This is a genomic window from Pseudomonas marginalis (assembly GCF_001645105.1).
GTDB lineage: Bacteria > Pseudomonadota > Gammaproteobacteria > Pseudomonadales > Pseudomonadaceae > Aquipseudomonas > Aquipseudomonas petroselini.
The window spans coordinates 17,426-35,763 of sequence record NZ_LKEG01000035.1 but is presented as its reverse complement, the minus strand read 5'-3'; the positions used below and the strand labels follow the sequence as shown (position 1 = coordinate 35,763).

Below are 18,338 nucleotides of genomic sequence, written 5' to 3'. Positions count from 1 at the left end.
GGCGGCTTAGCACCTGTTATGGGGAACCCTATTCCCCAATACTAAGCATAGTATCTCAATTAGCTAATCCACTCCCAACGATCAATTGAGGTCATTATGAACACTAAAGTCCAAGCAGCCGTCCAAACCTGGGCCAACAGCCTTAGCGATCTGGTACCCGTTCTTAAGGGAATCGATACCACCACAAAAATGAGCGACATCCGCGACTCTTACGCAAAAATGCTCGCGCAAAATCCAGCGCCAGTTGGCGTTAAATTCGAAGCAGTCGACATGGGTGGTGTACCCGGCACACTGGTTACTCCGGACGAGATCAAAACCGACGCGGTCGTGATGTACATCCACGGCGGCGCCTACATTGTAGGACGTCCAGACGGCTACCACGGTATCGGCGGCAACTACGCGAAAATGCTCGGTGCTCGTGTGTACATGCCGGACTACCGCCTCGCTCCTGAGCACAAGTTCCCAGCATCAATTGACGACACATTGCGCGCTTACGAATGGTTGCTTGAGCAGAAAATCCCGGCTAACAAAATTGCGTTCTCTGGCGAGTCGGCTGGTGGCGCAATGGTCGTCAGCGTCATGGTCGCGGCTAAATCGAAAGGGCTTCCATTGCCTGCGGTTGGCTCCTCCATCTCACCATGGGCGAACCTTGAACACACCGGTGCTTCCATGAGCAACCGTGAAGGCCTGGATCCTCTGAACTCCAAGCCTGTCTTGGACATCCTCGCCAGAGCATTCCTAGGCGACACATTGGCTAATCATCCTCTGGCCTCACCTGTGTTCGCGGACGTTACCGGTCTTCCACCAATCTTGGTGCAGATCGGCGAGAACGAGCTGATGTTGAGTGATGCAATGCGCCTTGCAACTCACCTGGCTGATAACCGAGTTCGCGTGAACCTGGAAGTTTGGCCAGCAATGTTCCACGCCTGGCACTTCTACGCCACCATGCTGCCAGAAGGTCAGCAGGCGATGGAGAGCTCCGTGCGCTTCATTGAGGTTGGCCTGGCCGACGCTAACCGCTAAAACGCAGACCAACCGCGACAGCTTTACCGGCTGTCGCGGTTTGATGATGCTGCGTCTACCAAGCTCTTCAGGTTATTCAAAACCTGAGCAACCGCCCTGCCCCCTCCAAAAAAATGCCACTTTTACGCCCCCCCCTCTCGGCAGGTTATGTCCACTGAATTCAGAGGATAGATTTTCCAATGACTCAAAACCGCAGCACGATTAACCCCAGGGTCTATGCGTTGACCTTCACTGCATTTGTAATGCTCTCATCTGAATTTATCGTCGCAGGCCTACTGCCTCAAATTGCTACATCGCTTGCCATCACCATCGGTGCAGCGAGTGGGCTCGTGACAGCTTTTGCCTTAGGCATGGGTATCAGCGCGCCCATTATTGGAGTGTTAGCGCACCGCGCCTCCAAACGATCCCTTCTCATATACGCGTGTGTGGCACTGGTTCTCGGGAACGGGATTTCCGCAGCGTTTAACGATTACTACATCATCCTCGCCGGTCGTGTACTCGGAGGTATCGGTGTCGCTGTTTTCTGGACAAACGCCGCTCTGGCCGCGAAGTCACTGTCGCAAGGCCGCAATGAAAGCCTGGCGATTGGTAGAGTTCTGGTCGGGATCTCGATCGCGTCGGTTGTTGGCGTCCCGGTCGGCAAACTCATCGCAGACGCTACCAACTGGCGCATGGCAATGTGGATGATGACAGCGCTGAGCAGTGTGGCTTTGCTAACCGTGTGGATTTGGGTGAGGCCTACTGAAGAATCGCGGCAGAAAGAAAACCTGCGCGACACAGTCCGTGTCGCCTTGAGATCCGACGTCACCATGACCTTGATCAGTTCATGCCTAATGTTTGCGGGCGTAGCCTCGGTATTCAATTTCCTGGCTACGTTCATGGAAAAGGAAACGGGCTTCGGCGAAATGAGCGTGACGCTATTCCTGTGCCTGTACGGCATCGCTGACATCGCGAGCAATCTCATTTTATCCAAACGCGTGAAGGACGATCTTGAGCCCTTGTTCAGGCGGGTCTTGATGACGATGGCAGCCGGCATGTGCGCCCTGTCAGTGTTTGGCAATCTCACATGGGCTGTACCACTCGCCATCATCATCGTTGCCAGCAGCCACGCTGGTGTCAGCCTGCTTATCGGAATAGACGTGCTAAAAAGGGCTGGGAACGCTGGTCAGTTGATCAACGCCATAAACGTATCAATGATAAATCTAGGCATCGGCATTGGTGCAGTCATCACTGGGTTGCTGGTAGATCGCGTGGGCGTTAGCAGCATAGGCTGGGTGGGCGCATGCTTCATTGCTCTGGCGCTGTGTACCCGATGGAAAATCGAACGCAGCCACCAACCGCATAATGGCTGAGCCGTAGACGGATGCTTAAAAGTGCCTGAGCTTTAAGGAAGCGCCGGCCAATGCGGGACATGTCGCGTCGGTACACAAGCTTCACAGGGTCAGCGAGCTGACTGCTGGAACTAACACTCTGGTAACGCACAAATAAAAAGGGCCCCAGGGGCCCTTTTGCACTCAAACTAAAGTTACTTGGTCAGCCAGGACTCAACTGTCGCGGCGCCGTGCTTCGATTTCCAATCTTTAAGCGTTTTGTGGTTACCACCCTTGGTTTCGACGACTTCACCAGTGTGAGGGTTTTTATAAACCTTCAACTGGCGAGGCTTGCGACTGCCCACTTTGGACTCGGCTACTGGAGCGCGACGGCCTGCTTGTGGATCTAGCAGGTTGATCACGTCCTTGAGGCTGTAGCCGTATTTTGCGAGCAAATCGCGCAGCTTCGTTTCGAATTCGATTTCTTTCTTGAGCCCAGCATCGCCCTTCAAGGCTTCGAGCGCTTGGAGCTGCTCGGCAAGATGTTTTTCGAGTTGGCGGAATTCGGCAAGTTTGGACATGGGAGTTTCCTGAGTAATTAGTATTGTCACGTTACGAGAGAATAGACACTCGCAGGAAGGAGAAGACTCAACTCTTAGACCCCTATAAAATGCTGGGTGTTAACGCGCTATCGGTAGGAGCGTAAGCAAAAGCTGGAGGGAGGCAACAAGTTGAGCTCCCCTTCTGTCGCGTTACAGCTTGAAACGCGAAACGACAGTACGCAGTTGCCCAGCCAGCAGCGAGAGTTCTTCCGCAGTCACAGCGTTGTCCTCTATCCCCTCCATCAATGCAAGGCTACCGTTACGAATCTCGGTCACATTGCGATTTATATCCTCCGAGACGGCGTGCTGCTGAACCGCCGCGCTGGCTATCTGGGTGTTCATTCCTACGATTTGCTCAACGCCGTCATTGATTGCACCCAGGCTGGTAGAGGCCTGATCAGCGGATTCGATGCACTCCTGCGCGCGCAGTTTTCCCGCTTTCATTTGCTCGACGGCGTCGCCTGTTGCCAGTTGCAGCTCTTGGATAATCCGGCGGCTCTCTTCAGTGGAGTTTTGTGTGCGCGAGGCCAGAGTTCTGACCTCGTCGGCGACCACCGCGAATCCTCGACCCTGCTTAGGCTTAGGCACAATCATCGGGCCTGCTGGTAACTTCTCGTCATTACCTGACGCTGCAAAATGGTTGCTTACCATTGGCATGCTGCTGGGACGGCTGGAGATACTCACCGTCCTGGTACTCGTAACACCGGTTTTTTGGAGGTATTAGTCCTATCAATGAATAGGTGAATACCCATGGGCGTAAAAAAAGCCTGTCGAGCGGCTCCGCCAAAGCTGTTTGGAACGAGCTGCTTATTTGGTTAGTCTTGCGGTCAATATGGCGACTTCAAGGAAGCCCTTCGGGTGATCAAACCGATAATGCTGTTACGCCGAGGCTTCGCGTCAATGCGCTGGCGCACCAGGGTCACGTTATGGATTGCGGCAACCATTGCCGGCCTACTGGTGGTGGCTTTCGCAAGGCTGGCAGACATGGCACTGGCGCAGTTTGCTCAACAGACCGCTGAGCGAGCGTGGCTACCTTTTATTTACACCCCACTGATCGGCATGCTCGTAGTCTGGCTGACAACGCGCTTTTTCGTGGGCGCCCAAGGCAGCGGAATTCCTCAGGTAATCGCAGCAACACGACTTGCACGTCAAGGTAAGCCCATTAACAGACTGGTTTCACTGCGCATTGCTTTTGCCAAGATAAGCCTTGGAACTCTAGCACTGACCGGCGGTTTTTCGGCGGGGCGTGAGGGGCCCTCAGTTCAGGTTGCGGCATCCATCATGCACTTCTTTCACCGTTTCTTGCCCAATGCGCGAATCGTACGCAGAGAGGATCTTATTCTGGCGGGAGGTGCAGCGGGTATTGCGGCAGCATTCAATACGCCCCTGGCAGGGATAGCATTCGCGGTAGAAGAGCTGGGACGCAAGCTGGAAACCCGTACCAGCGGCGTTCTTCTTAGTACCATCATCCTATCTGGGATGGTTGCCATTGCCTTGCAGGGAAACTACAACTATTTCGGTCACTTCGGCATTCAGGACATCAACCTCGACATAGTCGTCCCGGCATTAGTCATAGGGATTGGATGTGGGCTATTGGGTGGTTTGTTCAGCCGAATGTTGTTATGGCCGCAGCGGCATCCACACCTCATGATCTGGCAATGGCGGCGCCTGCACCCGGTGTGGTTTGCCGGCATCTGTGGATTGGTCGTCGCTATATTGGGGTGGCTGAGTGGTGGAATGTCGTTCGGTAGTGGCTACGGCATTACCTCTCAGGTCATCGCATCCGATTTAGTCCTGCCATGGCACGCGCCCACTACTCGCTTCCTGGCGACCGTAGTGACCTATTTCTCTGGTATTCCAGGCGGAATTTTCGCCCCTTCGCTCGCTGTAGGGGCTGCAGTCGGCGCCAATACCGCAGAGCTATTTCACTTGGCCGCTCCGCCCACCATTGCTCTCTGCATGGTTGGTTTTCTGGCTGCCGTTACTCAATCGCCAATAACCTCCGCAATCATTGTGATGGAGATGATTAATAGCCACAGCATGGTGATCAGTCTCATGGCGGTAGCCCTGATCGCCAAGGCTGTCAGTTCAAGAATGGGCCCTGAGTTGTATCAGCAGTTGGCGCGAGGCTTTCTCGAGAGTGCAGAACCTGCCACTAAGCCAAAGATTCCTACTCGATAAGCCTACCGCGTGGTCGTTCTAGCCAGTGAGCTCAGTTTATCCTTCTCATGCTGCAGCGCTAACGTGTCCTCTGCACGAGTGATAAGAAGATCCACGTGCCTGCCGCATGCATCCTTAAAGATCGCTGGGTTTATTCCAGCGAGACTGATGCACCTGCATCGCTTTGCCTTTCAGTGCAGCGTTGGCAATGGAAGAAGATCGTAAGCGTCCGGGGAAGTCATCTATCCGATCCCTGCAATGACTGGATGTGTATGGCAACGTCTTTCAGCAGGCTTTTGAGTAGGTATTCACCCATTCCTAGCCCGCAGAAACTATATTCGCTAGCTCTTAAATCACTGTCGATTTCTCGGTGGAGACGTCGGTGTAGTCAGCTTACGATAGCGCGATCTGCATCAGTCTTCTCTCTCCGGGGCACCACTGAATGACGCCACTAAGTGCGGTTTTCCGCAACCTTCACCAAGATAATTTGTTGGTACTCGCCAACGTGAGCGATGCTGGCAGCGCACGTATTGTCGAGAGCGTAGGGAGTAAGGCAGTCGCGACCAGCAGCGCCGCCGTTGCTTGGGCGCATGGATACCAAGATGGCAATCAACTTCCCCTAAAACTGCTGACTACTACAGTTGAGTCAATGGTTCGAGTGCTTACAGTCCCCCTCACGGTCGATGTCGAAGGGGGCTATTCCGACGACCTTGAGTCGGTTGCTAAAGTTATTGAATGCGTAGTTAGGGCTGGAGCCGTTGGAATCAACATTGAGGACGGAACAGGCAGCACTGATCTGATTTTGCGAAAAATCGAAGTGGCAAATAAGGTAGCAAACAAGCATGGAATAGACTTGTTCGTGAACGTACGAACTGACGTTTATCTGAGATGTTTGGTAGAGCCAGCGCGACAATTGCCAGAGACCCTATTCCGCGCATCGCTGTTCGAGCAAGCAGGTGCAGACGGCATTTTTGCGGCTGGAATGGTTGAGGAAAACGACATTGCTACACTGTGCGAGGCAACGCGGCTACCCGTCAACCTGCTTGCCTGGAACGGCCAACCCGGCATGGATGAATTAACGAGTCTAGGCGTCAAACGGCTAAGCGCTGGTTCCAGCATTGCTGAATTCTTATGCGGCGCCAACAAGGCGCTCGCCAAGAGCTTCTTGCGAACGGGAAAGCTTTTCGAGTATCCATTGGACGCATATACCTACAGCGACCTGAATAACCTTATGGCAGCAAAAAAACACCTAAGCGAAAAGTTATCTTCGCCCTATTAATCTGTGATCCGCATGAAAATCGCCGCTGTTTTCCGCACCTCGAAAGCGATTTTCACACCCATTCGAGGACGAGGCTACGCTCTAATGAGATCTTACAATCACGCTCTTCCGCCCAGAAGCGAGATGGTAAATGCGATGCTATGCAGCGACACCGCCTATGAGGGCGTTTTTTTCACTGCTGTCAAAACTACAGGTATTTTTTGCCGCCCTACATGTGGTGCACGTAAGCCAAAGCCCGAGAATGTAGAGTTCTTTTCGCAGGCCAACGAAGCGATGGCTGCAGGTTATCGGCCTTGCTTACGATGCAAGCCATTAGATCTCGCGGCTTCCGCGCCAGATTGGGTCAAGGGGCTACTGGCCTCTGTATCTGCATCACCTGACGCTCGCTGGAGTGATGCTGAACTAACTACGCGTGGTATCGATCCGTTACGCTTACGCAGGTGGTTCAAACAGAATTTTGGCATGACTTTTCATGCATGGATGCGCTCTAGAAGGCTCGGTGTCGCCCTAGGCCGGATTTCTTCGGGCGAAACCCTGGATAACACAGCATTTGACTTAGGATACGAGTCATTGAGTGGCTTTAGGGATGCTTTCAAAAAAACATTTCAAATGCCCCCCGGTAAGGCAACTGAAACGTCCCTCCTGCTTTATCGCCATCTGACTACACCGTTGGGCCCAATGATTGCCATGGCAGAGGAACGAGGTTTGGTACTCCTCGAATTTCTTGACCGTCCGGCGCTAACCGCTGAATTAAACGAACTGCGTGGGCGTCATGGGTATTCCATTGCGCCTGGCGAGCATCTCCACATCAAGCAAATCGAAGTGCAACTAAAACTTTATTTTGAGGGAAAGCTAAAGAAATTTTCAGTACCGCTCCATATGCCAGGCAGTTCTTTTGACAGGCTTGTGTGGGCAGAGCTTTTAAAAATCGACTATGGAACCATTTCAACCTACGGTGCCATCGCTGGGGCCATCGGTAAGCCAGGTGCAAGCCAAGCAGTGGGCAATGCAAATGGACACAATCGCTTATCCATTATCGTTCCCTGTCACCGTGTCATAGCGACGAATGGAGCACTCGCCGGATATGGCGGAGGACAGCCCCGAAAAGAATTTTTACTGCGTTTGGAGAAGACTGCTTTGCAGATAACTCAACAGGACGAATTCCTGTTGGATTAGCTGCTAATCGGAACATATGCAGACACAACTAAAGAGTTCCGGAAATAGACCCTCCGAACTCCAGAACTAATGGCGTAAGTCCCCACGTGTCAGCAGGTTAATTCCACATCACCTATTTCCCAACGGTGCTGGATTGAGTGATACGCGATGAGACATCCCGGGCTAACCACAAGACGTATTGGACAGAACCTTACGATCAGCTATTGTCGCACCAGTTTAAGCTTGGCTTCTAACGTATCAGCGAGCGTTCTAAATGCAATCAATACTACGCTTCAGGACTATCACGTTTGGTCTGATGCTTTTTGCAAGCCAACCCCGTGCAGACTCACTGGTAAGCGAAGAACAACTCTTACTGCCCATCCATGTTGACTCACATATTGAGAAAATCGAAGCATTAATCGTTCGTCCCGTAAAGGAGGGTAAGTACCCCATTGCACTGATTGTTAACGGCTCGGCGGCAACCTCTCCGTCCGCCGCACATGCCGATTGGCTTGCTCATATCGCTCACGACTTTGCGCACCGTGGCTGGCTTGCCGCATCTATTGTATGGCCCGGCTATGGTCGTTCGACCGGAAACTTCATGAATGAAGGGGGAACTTGCACCAATCCCAACGTGGCACGATTTCTCGATGCGCATGGCAGAGAGCTTGGCGCCGCATTGGCGGCTGTGCGTGAGCGTCCAGATGTAGATCCATCCTTGGCAGTAGGTGTTGGTATCTCTATCGGCGGAGCGTCAATGCTAGACCTCGCGGCTCAACCAAGTCACCCATTGACGGCGGTAGTTAACATCTCTGGCGGCGTTTACCACTACACAAATGTGGGCTCTGCGGACTCTAATTGCTCGTTATATCAAACTGATCTTGTGCGAAACCTCACGAAATTTGGCAAAGGCAACCCAACGCCAACGCTCTGGATTTACGCCGAGAATGATCCGTTTTTCAGCCCAGATCTCGTAGGTCGGATGATCGCGGGCTACCGCTCGGCGGGAGGTAATGCTGAACTGGCGTTGCTACCCCCATTCGGTAGGGATGGGCACTCGCTCTACAAACAAGAGGCCAATACCCTTTTAAAGCCTCATATCGAAGATTTTCTCAGGAGCAACCGGCTTCCTGCCATGGACGACAGCGCATTAATGCTGCTGCTTTCGAAGCTGGCGCCCGAAGACCGTGCGAGCGCTGAGGCTTATCTTCAGAGCGTTACCGAGAAAGCCATGGCCATGTCCAAGGAAAGTAGCAGCATTTACTGGTACTACGGCGCGCGCTCACTCAAGACAGCACGAAAGCAGGCGCTTAGCAATTGTCGCAAGGCAACTGGCAAGCCCTGCCAGCTCGTTGCGCAAAATATGGAATTGATTGATGGCTGGCAAGATGTGGTTTCCCCATCGGAGAAATGACGAGCTGCTTGGCGTATCGACCATATCGCACTGAGTAACCAACGCAAGCGGAGCGCGCAGGCTGGCACAGCCGAAGGCGTGAAGGATGGACGCCCGCAGGGCCGAGATACGGCGGGACGCGGGAGCTCGGTTCGCCACAGCCTGCCCGCGCACAGCGGCTCGCCAACTGAAGTAAGTCAGTCAGATCTTGCGGCCCGACTCAGTAGCGCTAGAGAAGCCACCAACCCCACATCGGTAAACTCCCAAATTTTCCCACCAGGATAAGCAATCAAAATGGGGAGTGTATCGTAATGATAAATTGCGACTGCTGCTTTGCCAGCTCAGCGATACCTCCATTGCCGTGCGCCAGAGTAGTAGAGCACTGATCACAAGGTAGTCAGGCGATTAAGCTGCTCAACCGAAGGAAATCCCAGTGTCCGATAACGACGTGGATAGCCCGCTTCTGTAGCCAGCAGATCGCCAAGCTCGGATTCAAGTTCACTCCAGGAGACGGTTTTGACTGTCGCTTCCCCACCCTCAACAGGTTCAACCAACGCGACGCGATCTGTCTTGGGCAACAGCGTCAGCACACCTTTTGTCCAGGCGCTCATCGATACCGTCTGGTTTGGTTGGTCAGCCATTTGGAAGAGGTTGTAGGAGGCGACGAAGATGTCGATGCCCTTTTCCAGATTGAGCTTGTCGAGCAACTCTTTCTGATTGGCATAATTACTCTGCAGCAGCAAATGCTCCAGTGTAACCAACCGACTGCTGACCCCTTCATCATCACAGTTAAACGGTATGATATCGCGACCTTCGTAGGTGTAAATATCGGTAGAGACAGCACGCCCCCTTTCAAGAGCCTGGAAAGCAAGCTCTACCATCTGACGAATTCCCTGTTCGTCCTTGTCTCCAGTGACCATCAGGACGTCTCGACTGGGCACCATGAACACTGGCCGACCTTTAACTGGCACGCGCTGAAGGACATCTGGCAACAACACCCTGCTGGTGTCGTACCCATCCGCCCACTCCCCAGCGTATAGGCCTGGAATAATCTCCCCGAAGGCTTCGTTTGTCGTATCACGCAGGTTCTCGATGGAGATCTTTACCGCCTCTTCCATCGTCACACCCCAATGTGCTTCGGGGCCATTGGTAAGGGTGGCAGTGGACTCGGGCGAATCGACAGCAAGCAGAATAACGCAGTCTCGGCCCAAAGGCTGTGAAACATAATCGTACTGCTTGTCGCCATTTTTACGGGCGTGTTCCAGTCGAATTTCTTCAAGCATGGCAAGGTTGCGAATCACCGGACGCAGCTGTGCTTTGACATTATCAAACACAGTCTCGGTTTTTCTACCCGCCTCTAACAGCGTCGATACGTATCCGGTCAGAACGGCGGATTTCTGTGCTTTGTCTGCATTTTGATAGTCGCGAAAGGCATTATGGAGATTGAAGTACGATCCATCCCCATGGCGGATGCGGAACTCGTTCTTCTCAAAATTCAGATTCTCGCTGAAGCCAGCTTTACGAGTCGAATCCATAAATTTTTTGGCAAATGCTTCATCAGTTAGCGGTCGATTGAAGAATTTGTCGAGCAGGGAAAAAAGCATGTACAGAATCCTTTTTGTCAGCAGGCAATTGTAAACAGCGGGAATTGGGCAGGCTTAAACTTGTTCAGAGCTTGGGACGGCTGCTCTCCATATCGACAGCTATCAGACGAAATTGACGTTACGTAGCGGAAAACGAGCAGCGCCAATCATGTGCCTGATTGTAGTGGATGTGTGGATACTGCCATCCTACGAGGCGGCAAAAAGCTCCAGACCTCTCACAAGCTTTGTTAACTATTCAGCCGGACTTTGGATGCGACGAAGCTCACTCCACGTAACGGAGCCAAAGATGCGTCCGACCGGAGATCGCCTGCGCAACTTTGGAAACACGTCCCTGTAGGTTTTCATCGCTAGTGTTATAGAGCGCACAGAAGTCTTTGGCTACGACGTTAGCAAGTGATGTATCAGGCGGTTCAGCACAAATGAAGCCGATGTAAGAAGCACCTACGCCCATCAACTCATAGCCATGCGCTTCTGAAAAATGACGCGCAACGGCAAAGTTTTTCGCGGGATCCAGATCCGAAGTGAAATAGCCATTCGGAAAAGCCGCGAGTGCCTGGCAGGACTGCTGAACGGGTACCAGGAGCGCTGAAAGAGGCTGCTCTAGAAGAGAGATAGGGTTGTTCTGGTAACCGATCCACTCCTGGAGGGCCTGCTGATCTAGCGTCAAACCATGAGTACAAGCATCCTCGAAAGACGAGGCTGCAACCATGGTCATGAAATTGCGAAGACAGATTGCGAACTCCTCTTTCGTAGTCGGATAGCCTATGTATTCACCATTCTCAAAGCACTCTGGAGGCAAGCCCGCTATGTCCTGCTCCGATGCATCGTCCATCCCTAAATTATTGCGCACATGTCCCGAGGTGTAGCGGGCTTGGTGCAGATCATCGAGCGAGAACAGAGGTTTAAAGCCTGGATGCGCGTCAGCAATCTTACGACGAGCTTCGGTCAGATCGTCAAAGCTGGTAATCCCGCTCACGCCGTACTCATCGCATGTACCTACAGACGGATTATCACGCTTGCCGTTACCGCGAAATTCGATATCCATAAACCGTGGCCTGCTCCATTTTGGTACTGAATTGAGTGAGTAATCCTAAGCGTTTCAGGATCATCATTGAAGGTCTGCCGCCAAGCGACAATAAGTCTTCCTGCCACCACATAGCAGCGCGCTACGCTAACTTTGACGTTCGCACTTCGAGGTAATGTTGATGTCCGAAACTGGCCTACCATGCAATTTCTAATCGACTCAGGGAAGAAACTGATGACTACAGATCCGTTATGTCTAGTCTTTGTGCCGGCTCTGGCGGCAGTGCTGCAAGCCGCCGAGGATAAAAAGGGCCAGCCGCTTACCGAGATTGAGGTGTGTGAAATCCGAGACAGATCCACCTGCATCGCTTTGCCTTTTAGCGCAGCCTTGGCAATGGAAGAAGATCGTGGTTATCCAGACCTCATCGCTGAGGACTGCTGGAATGAATGGCAACGTCTACGCTCCCAGTGATTTGCGCCTGTACCAAAACAATGCAGCCCTTCTGAGATCAGACAATCATCCGACGGTAAGCAACCGTTGCTCCCTGTCGGCCACGAGACGCTGGTAGCACACCGAGTACCTCCCTATCTGCCAAAAGTGAGTCATCCCCTCATGAACGAAGGTTGGCAAAACGACGACTATTTCATCATCTTCACGGAGGATGAGAGCTTAGCTGCCATGAAGGCCTACAGATTTGATCATCATCTGCCGGGGTACACGCTATTAGGTCTAAGAGGATGGGATGACTTTATCGTCATCAACTCTTCCGGAGTAATATTTACCATTCCGACGCTGCCACTCGATGCGTCCTATGCCGCGCCGTTTGCCCTTCCCCATCAGATTTCCCTTGAACCGGACGAGCGTTTCGCTGGCAAGATCAAGTGGTATACGAAGCCCTTAGTCTTTGGGGGCGACCCGGCGGACAAAACAAATTTCGCATGGATCACTCACGAGCAACATGCTGAACTTGTCATCTGGTGGAACGAACAGTACAGGAGCGCCAAAGCACAGAGCTAGTGCAATTTGCCCATAAAGCGGAAATCGCAACACATGCTCAAATGGCGTACTGAGGCACTCACGACTAGCCGAGACCCTATTTTTTTACCAGAGCTGCTGGGTGCTATCGATGAGTGTCCGTCTCCTCAGCCGGATAAAACTCGCCTTCCTTCCCCATCTTTTCCAGCCGTTCGCGCACCATCAACTCAACGTTGGCCACAGCAGCGTGATCGCCAAGGTTGACCACCTTCACGCAAAGACGTCTGACGTTCTGATCNGTGCCCTCGCTCATCATCTCGTGGGTGAAGACCTGTTCGCCACGCCATAGGCATAGCTGGGTATGAGTCCCGCCGAGCCATATCTCGTTGATTGATCTCAGGTCAGTGGTCGCCAGTTGATCGACGGTGATTGTCTTATCCATTGCACTGTACCTTACCCGTGAGTAGGCACAGGTAGACATACAGGCATAGCGGGTCGTTCCAAGCGTCTGCAGCTCAACCGCGCCAATGGTGGAAAGTACGCCCCGGATCAACGTCGGACAATTGAAGGCGCAAGTACGAACAGACAAGGGGAATCCCATGACTGACCCGCCTGGTTTTACATGCAGATGGCCGCGCTTGGATAAACCTTAACCCACCCTCCCCTGTCCAATACTGCCAGCTCAATAATCAGCACAGCACGGAAGAAAAGCACTGGCTTCAGACGCATTCCGGCACAGTTCACGACGGCGTGCTGCCTATGGAACGACTGACAGCTATCGGCCAAAAGCGGTCAGTCGTCCCTACGAAATTTTGGACGATTCAGCGTGCTACCTGAGGGCAGTAGCTTGTTAAAGGAGTTGGGTAACATCTTCATCGGTGTCACGACTATGCACAGCTGTTATGAAAGTGATACACGAGCCTGTGCAAGATTATTAGCCGGAAGGCGAGCCCGCGCTGATGCCCGTCAGCACCAGAAAATAAGGAGATTGATCATGTGGCTCAAAAATGTGGCATTTGCGCTGTTGATTTGCCCCCTCGTCACCGCATGTTTCAGCGAGCCTTTTCAGCCCCCTACGGCTGATGCTGACTTATGGGAGAAGCCGGGAGCGAGCAGGAATGATGTCTTGGCGTCCATGCTAGCTTGCGGTGAGAAAAATGGCTCCGGCATCGATCCTAATGCCAGCTTCCAAGAGATGGCCCAGCGATTTGTATGTATGAAGCGTGCGGGCTATACCCGGCGTGACGGTTTCGACATCTGTGCATTGCACCCGAAGGAGCCGTTGAAGGCCTGTGAGTCGGCGCAATGAAGCCATAAAGGCGTCGCACGGTATTGAGGGAGTCGGCATTGAACTCTTTAGGGTGAATTGGCCCAAGTATTTATAGGTACATGCGACTGACTGCTTCCGCCCCAAAGCGGTCTGTCAGCTGCTTAAAGATCGGCCAAATCGACGATGGTGAGGGGGCGCCCTGTGAAGTCCCACTTGCTTATCTGCTTGGCGTTACAGCACGATGCCGGCTCAAGAGCAAGGATAGGCCCGATGACCAAGCCCCTCGAACAAGAAATCTCAATGTGAACTCACCAGACTACACGGCTAAGGGCGAAGACCTCGGCAACCGCATGATGAAGGTCGACCATGCGGGCGAGCATGGTGCGATCTGTATCTACAGTGGACAGTTGTTTATGGCCCGGCTTTTCGTCCCGGGCATGGTGAACGAACTCAAGGAGTTCCTCTCCCACGAGCGCCGCCATCGGACGGTTTTTCTGGAGGAGCTGCAACGTCGCAATTATCCCCGCTGCCGTAGCTATTGGTTGTGTGGCATCGGCGGTCTGGCGTTGGGTCTGGTTACTGGCATCTGTGGCCGCAAAGCCATTGTCGCTACTACCGTCGCGGTTGAAAGTGTGGTGCTCAAGCACCTGGCTCATCAACTTGATGTGCTGGCTGTTATCGATCTCCACGCGGTGGCTGCCATTACGTCGATTGTGGAGGAGGAGCAGCAACATCATGACCACTCAGCAGCGCAGATTGATGTGCGCGATCCCTGGTTCAGGGTACTGACACCGATGGTGACTGCATGGACTGAAGCGGTAATCTGGATGGGTATGCGTTCTTAGAAAACAGGTGTAATTATCCCAGTTTCACTGCCGCAATTTGGACAAATGACTGACCGCTTCTGGCCGATAGCTGCCCGTCACGAACGGCAGTAATCGGCCAAAAGCTGACGGTGGCTACAGGCAGAAATCGACCCACTGCAGCCGTCTAGATCAGATGTGATCTTTGTTGGAGCGGGCTTACCCGCAAAGAGGCTGCTTGAGCAACGCACATACTCTTCGAGCGATGTCATCTGCGCCATCGGGAATGTCCACTGAAATGCCTAAATAGTGTTCAAGGTGTAGGGTGAGCGTGTGTTCATCTACCAACAGATCCCAGTAGCGCTGGTCTTGGCCATTGAGCCTCTCTTTCCAGCAACCTCCCAGCCCTTGCTCAAGCACCCGGGCCACGTCCTCGAAAAGCGTCCAGTCGGCTTCTTCTGATACTTCAATCCTCACCATGCGTCACCTCACCACCAGAAGTCCCCCGATTCTGGTGGCTCCTGCGAATGGTCGCAATGGGTCGATATCTGCCGGTGACTACCGGCCAATAGCAGACAAGAGGAGTAAAAATAAGCTGCCCGTTATTCCTATGCATACGACAGAATGTGACCTTCCCTTATGTTTTTAGGCCTTGGACACCATGGACGACTCTCGTTTCACACCCGAGCAGGTGGCGTTGCGATCTGGTAATGCTCAGGTGGATAAGGATGTGAGGCAATGGTTAGTGGGCCTTCCAATCGCTGAGAGACTCGATTTTTTAAAGCAACTGTGGCCACTGAACTTTCGGTACTCACTCAGACTACTCCAAGCGGCACAGCTACCTAGGCAGAAAAACGAATACATGTTCAGGCACTGGCTGCGTGCTGGCCATCACAATACGGCGCAAGAACTCATCAAGCGGTTTGAGCCGGTTCTCGGGGAAAGAAAATTCTGGCAGATTGCTTCGCAAGAGACACTTTCACCGACTATGCGCGAATTCATGAATTACTACGGCCTTGGACGCCTGGACTCACAAACCCAAGGAAAATAAACCTTGAGCCTTCTAGAAAATCTGTTTTTGGCGCACCCGGATACTGACGCCATTGGTGCTGACTGTTCTCCGCTGGGTTGATTCCTCCTCTTAGTGCTAGGGCAAAAAACGACCATTAATCGGGGGAGAAGATGAACGAAGAATTGAGCTATGTCTGGCTATTACCGTTGCTTGAGAAACCTTTCGAAACGGCTGCACTCGATTTGCCAGATGCGGCAAGTGCTCTTAGCAAAAAATATACGCTACCTGCCGACATTGCGTTGCACCCGCTGGTGATCACAGCCTTGACGTCGCATTCCGAATATTGGTCGGGACTGGCGCTTAAATGGTTGGAGGATGGTTTTCCTGTAGACATTGCGCTGACCGGGCTCTTGGCTCATTGCGCCGAGGACAAAACGCGGTCTCAGTCTTGCCGTCATAGAGCACGCAGGATTGTTGGCAGGTAAAATCATGGGGCTAAATCCTATGTCTGGCTGTTATCGGCCAGAACCGGTCGACTCGCTCTGGCTTTTTTGCCGCTTTCAAGCACTGGTGTAAGTCAGATTAGGGTAGCTATTGTCCTCACCTTTAACCTATCGAAAGGCAAGAAATCTGGTCATTGCTGTCTAAGTAATACATCCCATCTAGGAAGCCAACCATCGGCGTAAGCCCGAGCAATGGTTCAGACTTAAATGTGATAGGGAAAGAAATCCGTTTCGCTTCATTTGAGGCTTCATCCCAGGAGGGTTTAACAATTCCTCCCCAGAACGAGACAGCTGTGCCGTCATTGAGGAACAGAGTGGGTTGTCGATGGCCAATATGTTCAACCAGACTCCAGTGCACGTACCCCAGATAGCGAGTGCCATCGGCATCGCAAAATTCGGCTCGCACGATCATCGCCAAGCCTACTTCCTCAACACAAGGTCGGACTGTGCATTCATCTTCAACGGACTCGTCCATCGGAAAGCACCATACCCCAACATCGTGCAGATCGTTTTCTGTCAGTTCCCAAATCTGCTTGTCGCGCACCTCACGCCTCCTCGTACGTTGATTAAGATCCTGCAAAGTGCAGGTGCCAGCTTTGTCCTTCAACAAGCTAAAGAGGTCAGGGCTGTTGTTTTAGTCTAAGCGTTCGGCTTGAAGCGGGCGCTAGGGCTACAACTGATTGTGCCGTTTTGACCGTACGTACTTAGCCGAAAGGTTGCTGAACGTCCGCCATGGGTCGAAAGTCGTCAATCGCGAAGCGCAGCTATTGGCCGGGAGCTGCGGTACGCAACTGAAAGCTTCCGGCCCAAAAAAGCGGCTCCGAATCGCCGAATGAAGGCTAAGAAACCTGATCACCTATCACTATGATGGGTGCTCCGAAGGTTACATCAGATAGCCGAGTAGCCTCAGCTAATGCCCGTAAAGGGGCAGGCAAATCGAAAAGTGTCAGTGGATTCAGTGGGCGGCATTGCAGCTCATACCTCCTCAAGGCCTGGCGTGAATCGCGATGAACGTCTGACCAGTCGTACGCGAAGAACCCACGTTTGGCAAATTCAACGAAAGCGTTTACGCCAGCCCTGGCAGTGACCCGATCTACATCGGACACCTCCGGCAATGAAAGGACAAATTCTTCGGAGTTTTCGACGGAGGGCATTGCGGAATTAGGAACCGGCCCCGGCCCCCCGTAGTGAAGAGCGCAACCTGCCCGACGGCGTCGGTGGCGACCCATCCAACATCAAAGTCCTGGAGAACGAAGGGAGCCACCATTTGCACCTACTTTATAAAAAGGGACGAGTTGATTTCCTAACTCTACTTGCCAGCCCAGAGTGTGTAAGAGCGCGTCGGCAAACTCTTAAAGCGGGAAGAAATTCGACGAGTTCATTGCCCCAGCTTTAAACATCCGGTTCTGGCCGATTACTGCCCGCTACGACAGGCAGAAATCGGCCAAAAGCAGCCGATAGGATTAGACTACATCTAAGTCCTGTCAGAGATTATTTGTATGCTGATTGAGTGCCAAAGGTGCAGCCAAGGTTACGTTCGAGCAATGNCGCAGTTGTTTATGGTCAGAATTGGAGCCACAGTGAAAAATTCGTTACCGCTTACATTTCTGTCAAATGTCCGCTTTGGGTCGCTTGCTGCTCCTCACGACAGGCAGCAATCGGCCAGCAGTAGCTCTACATGACAGCCTGCAATCGGCCAAGAGCAGACTTCAGCTATCTACCAGGCGATATAGCGCTTGAGCGTGGGATGTCGCTAGCCCTGTACGCTGCAAATTTCGGCGACTTTGCGAGCTGGGAAGCGCGGTTGCGGCGATCATAAGACTGCCGTGTTTTTTTGCTTGCTCTATCCGATGAGATATCAGGGCTCCATGGTAGCCCTGGCCTCGTGCATTTTTTCGGGTGGCAGCCGTCCCAAGGTAGCCAACTCCATTGCAGGCCAGGTACATCAACGCTCCTGCCACGACCTTTCCATCAGCTTTAAGGACGTACATTTTCAGACGTTCATTTGACATCAGTCCTGCGAACGAAGCCTGGCTCAACTGAAGATACTCTGGCTTGGTATGAAATCCACTCGCATGCACGGCTGCGAACTCAAGAAGCGTTTGTGAGGTGGCTTCTTCGATTTCGAATGAGTGGTGATTCAAGACCACATTTTCGATGGTGCACGCGAGTTGCAGATGCGTCCACCCCCTCAGACGCTCCAGCCGCTTCTCACCCACCAAAGT

General features: G+C 52.7%; 19 protein-coding genes and 3 pseudogenes. 13 read left to right on the top strand and 9 right to left on the bottom strand.

The window, feature by feature from the left end; translation table 11 throughout:
• The first annotated feature begins 96 nt into the window (after nucleotides 1-96).
• Both AO064_RS11145 and AO064_RS11140 read left to right on the top strand, forming a co-directional pair.
• The gene (locus tag AO064_RS11145; RefSeq protein WP_064053303.1) at nucleotides 97-1,023 is read left to right on the top strand and encodes an alpha/beta hydrolase; all 927 of its coding nucleotides are present in this window, start codon (nucleotides 97-99) and stop codon (nucleotides 1,021-1,023) included.
• A gap of 179 nt (nucleotides 1,024-1,202) precedes the next feature.
• On the top strand, nucleotides 1,203-2,375 hold the full coding sequence (locus AO064_RS11140) for an MFS transporter (protein WP_064053302.1): 1,173 nt from the start codon (nucleotides 1,203-1,205) through the stop codon (nucleotides 2,373-2,375).
• 173 nt (nucleotides 2,376-2,548) lie between these two features.
• Here AO064_RS11140 and AO064_RS11135 read toward each other — a convergent pair whose 3' ends face one another.
• The 3 genes and pseudogenes from AO064_RS11135 to AO064_RS31750 all read right to left on the bottom strand — a co-directional run.
• The gene (locus AO064_RS11135) at nucleotides 2,549-2,914 is read right to left on the bottom strand and encodes a histone-like nucleoid-structuring protein, MvaT/MvaU family (protein WP_064053301.1); all 366 of its coding nucleotides are present in this window, start codon (nucleotides 2,912-2,914) and stop codon (nucleotides 2,549-2,551) included.
• A 171-nt stretch (nucleotides 2,915-3,085) separates the two neighbouring features.
• Nucleotides 3,086-3,451: pseudogene (locus tag AO064_RS11130) on the bottom strand (methyl-accepting chemotaxis protein); the annotation flags it as partial.
• A pseudogene (locus AO064_RS31750) lies at nucleotides 3,433-3,508 on the bottom strand (methyl-accepting chemotaxis protein); the annotation flags it as partial. The pseudogenes AO064_RS31750 and AO064_RS11130, both read right to left, overlap by 19 nt.
• Before the next feature lie 4 nt (nucleotides 3,509-3,512).
• Between AO064_RS31750 and AO064_RS30195 the strand changes: the two are divergent.
• From AO064_RS30195 to AO064_RS11110, 5 genes and pseudogenes are all read left to right on the top strand, one after another.
• Nucleotides 3,513-3,659: pseudogene (locus tag AO064_RS30195) on the top strand (potassium transporter TrkH); the annotation flags it as partial.
• A gap of 134 nt (nucleotides 3,660-3,793) precedes the next feature.
• Nucleotides 3,794-5,116 (top strand): chloride channel protein, encoded by a 1,323-nt coding sequence (locus AO064_RS11125; RefSeq protein ID WP_064053299.1) that lies wholly within the window; start codon nucleotides 3,794-3,796, stop codon nucleotides 5,114-5,116.
• A 421-nt stretch (nucleotides 5,117-5,537) separates the two neighbouring features.
• Nucleotides 5,538-6,374 (top strand): isocitrate lyase/PEP mutase family protein, encoded by an 837-nt coding sequence (locus AO064_RS11120; RefSeq protein WP_064053298.1) that lies wholly within the window; start codon nucleotides 5,538-5,540, stop codon nucleotides 6,372-6,374.
• An 84-nt stretch (nucleotides 6,375-6,458) separates the two neighbouring features.
• Nucleotides 6,459-7,550 carry a bifunctional transcriptional activator/DNA repair enzyme AdaA gene (locus AO064_RS11115; protein ID WP_012723700.1) on the top strand — a complete coding sequence of 364 codons (1,092 nt, stop codon included), beginning with the start codon at nucleotides 6,459-6,461 and terminating at the stop codon, nucleotides 7,548-7,550.
• 253 nt (nucleotides 7,551-7,803) lie between these two features.
• The gene (locus tag AO064_RS11110; RefSeq protein ID WP_064053297.1) at nucleotides 7,804-8,943 is read left to right on the top strand and encodes a hypothetical protein; all 1,140 of its coding nucleotides are present in this window, start codon (nucleotides 7,804-7,806) and stop codon (nucleotides 8,941-8,943) included.
• A 365-nt stretch (nucleotides 8,944-9,308) separates the two neighbouring features.
• On the opposite strand, the gene AO064_RS11105 is transcribed toward AO064_RS11110, so the two are convergent.
• Both AO064_RS11105 and AO064_RS11100 read right to left on the bottom strand, forming a co-directional pair.
• Nucleotides 9,309-10,526, bottom strand: a complete 1,218-nt coding sequence (locus AO064_RS11105) for a DUF1444 family protein (RefSeq protein WP_056859365.1) — start codon at nucleotides 10,524-10,526, stop codon at nucleotides 9,309-9,311.
• Between the two features lie 262 nt (nucleotides 10,527-10,788).
• Nucleotides 10,789-11,571, bottom strand: coding sequence for a DUF4253 domain-containing protein (locus tag AO064_RS11100; protein WP_064053296.1), 783 nt, complete (start codon nucleotides 11,569-11,571; stop codon nucleotides 10,789-10,791).
• Between the two features lie 213 nt (nucleotides 11,572-11,784).
• Here AO064_RS11100 and AO064_RS11095 point away from each other — a divergent pair, with 213 nt between their 5' ends.
• Together AO064_RS11095 and AO064_RS11090 are read left to right on the top strand one after the other, a co-directional pair.
• Entirely contained in the window at nucleotides 11,785-12,021 is a 237-nt protein-coding gene (locus AO064_RS11095; protein WP_056789372.1) for a hypothetical protein, read from the top strand.
• A 141-nt stretch (nucleotides 12,022-12,162) separates the two neighbouring features.
• Complete coding sequence (locus tag AO064_RS11090; RefSeq protein WP_241089489.1) at nucleotides 12,163-12,567, top strand: hypothetical protein; 405 nt, start codon at nucleotides 12,163-12,165, stop codon at nucleotides 12,565-12,567.
• A gap of 103 nt (nucleotides 12,568-12,670) precedes the next feature.
• On the opposite strand, the gene AO064_RS11085 is transcribed toward AO064_RS11090, so the two are convergent.
• On the bottom strand, nucleotides 12,671-12,967 hold the full coding sequence (locus tag AO064_RS11085; RefSeq protein ID WP_064053294.1) for a hypothetical protein: 297 nt from the start codon (nucleotides 12,965-12,967) through the stop codon (nucleotides 12,671-12,673).
• A 552-nt stretch (nucleotides 12,968-13,519) separates the two neighbouring features.
• On the opposite strand from AO064_RS11085, the gene AO064_RS11080 reads away from it, so the two are divergent.
• Entirely contained in the window at nucleotides 13,520-13,834 is a 315-nt protein-coding gene (locus AO064_RS11080) for a hypothetical protein (RefSeq protein ID WP_017530066.1), read from the top strand.
• A 263-nt stretch (nucleotides 13,835-14,097) separates the two neighbouring features.
• A complete protein-coding gene (locus tag AO064_RS11075; RefSeq protein ID WP_240035020.1) occupies nucleotides 14,098-14,640 on the top strand; it encodes a demethoxyubiquinone hydroxylase family protein in 543 nt (180 codons plus the stop codon).
• A gap of 177 nt (nucleotides 14,641-14,817) precedes the next feature.
• Here the strand turns inward: AO064_RS11075 and AO064_RS11070 are convergent, their stop codons facing one another.
• Nucleotides 14,818-15,078, bottom strand: coding sequence for a DUF3630 family protein (locus AO064_RS11070; protein WP_064053293.1), 261 nt, complete (start codon nucleotides 15,076-15,078; stop codon nucleotides 14,818-14,820).
• Between the two features lie 181 nt (nucleotides 15,079-15,259).
• Between AO064_RS11070 and AO064_RS11065 the strand changes: the two genes are divergently transcribed.
• Together AO064_RS11065 and AO064_RS30665 are read left to right on the top strand one after the other, a co-directional pair.
• Complete coding sequence (locus AO064_RS11065; RefSeq protein ID WP_032900658.1) at nucleotides 15,260-15,649, top strand: hypothetical protein; 390 nt, start codon at nucleotides 15,260-15,262, stop codon at nucleotides 15,647-15,649.
• Between the two features lie 131 nt (nucleotides 15,650-15,780).
• A complete protein-coding gene (locus tag AO064_RS30665; protein ID WP_147469624.1) occupies nucleotides 15,781-16,095 on the top strand; it encodes a hypothetical protein in 315 nt (104 codons plus the stop codon).
• 121 nt (nucleotides 16,096-16,216) lie between these two features.
• On the opposite strand, the gene AO064_RS30660 is transcribed toward AO064_RS30665, so the two are convergent.
• Both AO064_RS30660 and AO064_RS11055 read right to left on the bottom strand, forming a co-directional pair.
• On the bottom strand, nucleotides 16,217-16,657 hold the full coding sequence (locus AO064_RS30660) for a hypothetical protein (protein WP_147469625.1): 441 nt from the start codon (nucleotides 16,655-16,657) through the stop codon (nucleotides 16,217-16,219).
• A 1,165-nt stretch (nucleotides 16,658-17,822) separates the two neighbouring features.
• The coding region (locus AO064_RS11055; protein ID WP_244159511.1) for a GNAT family N-acetyltransferase at nucleotides 17,823-18,338 on the bottom strand (516 nt) is incomplete at its 5' end.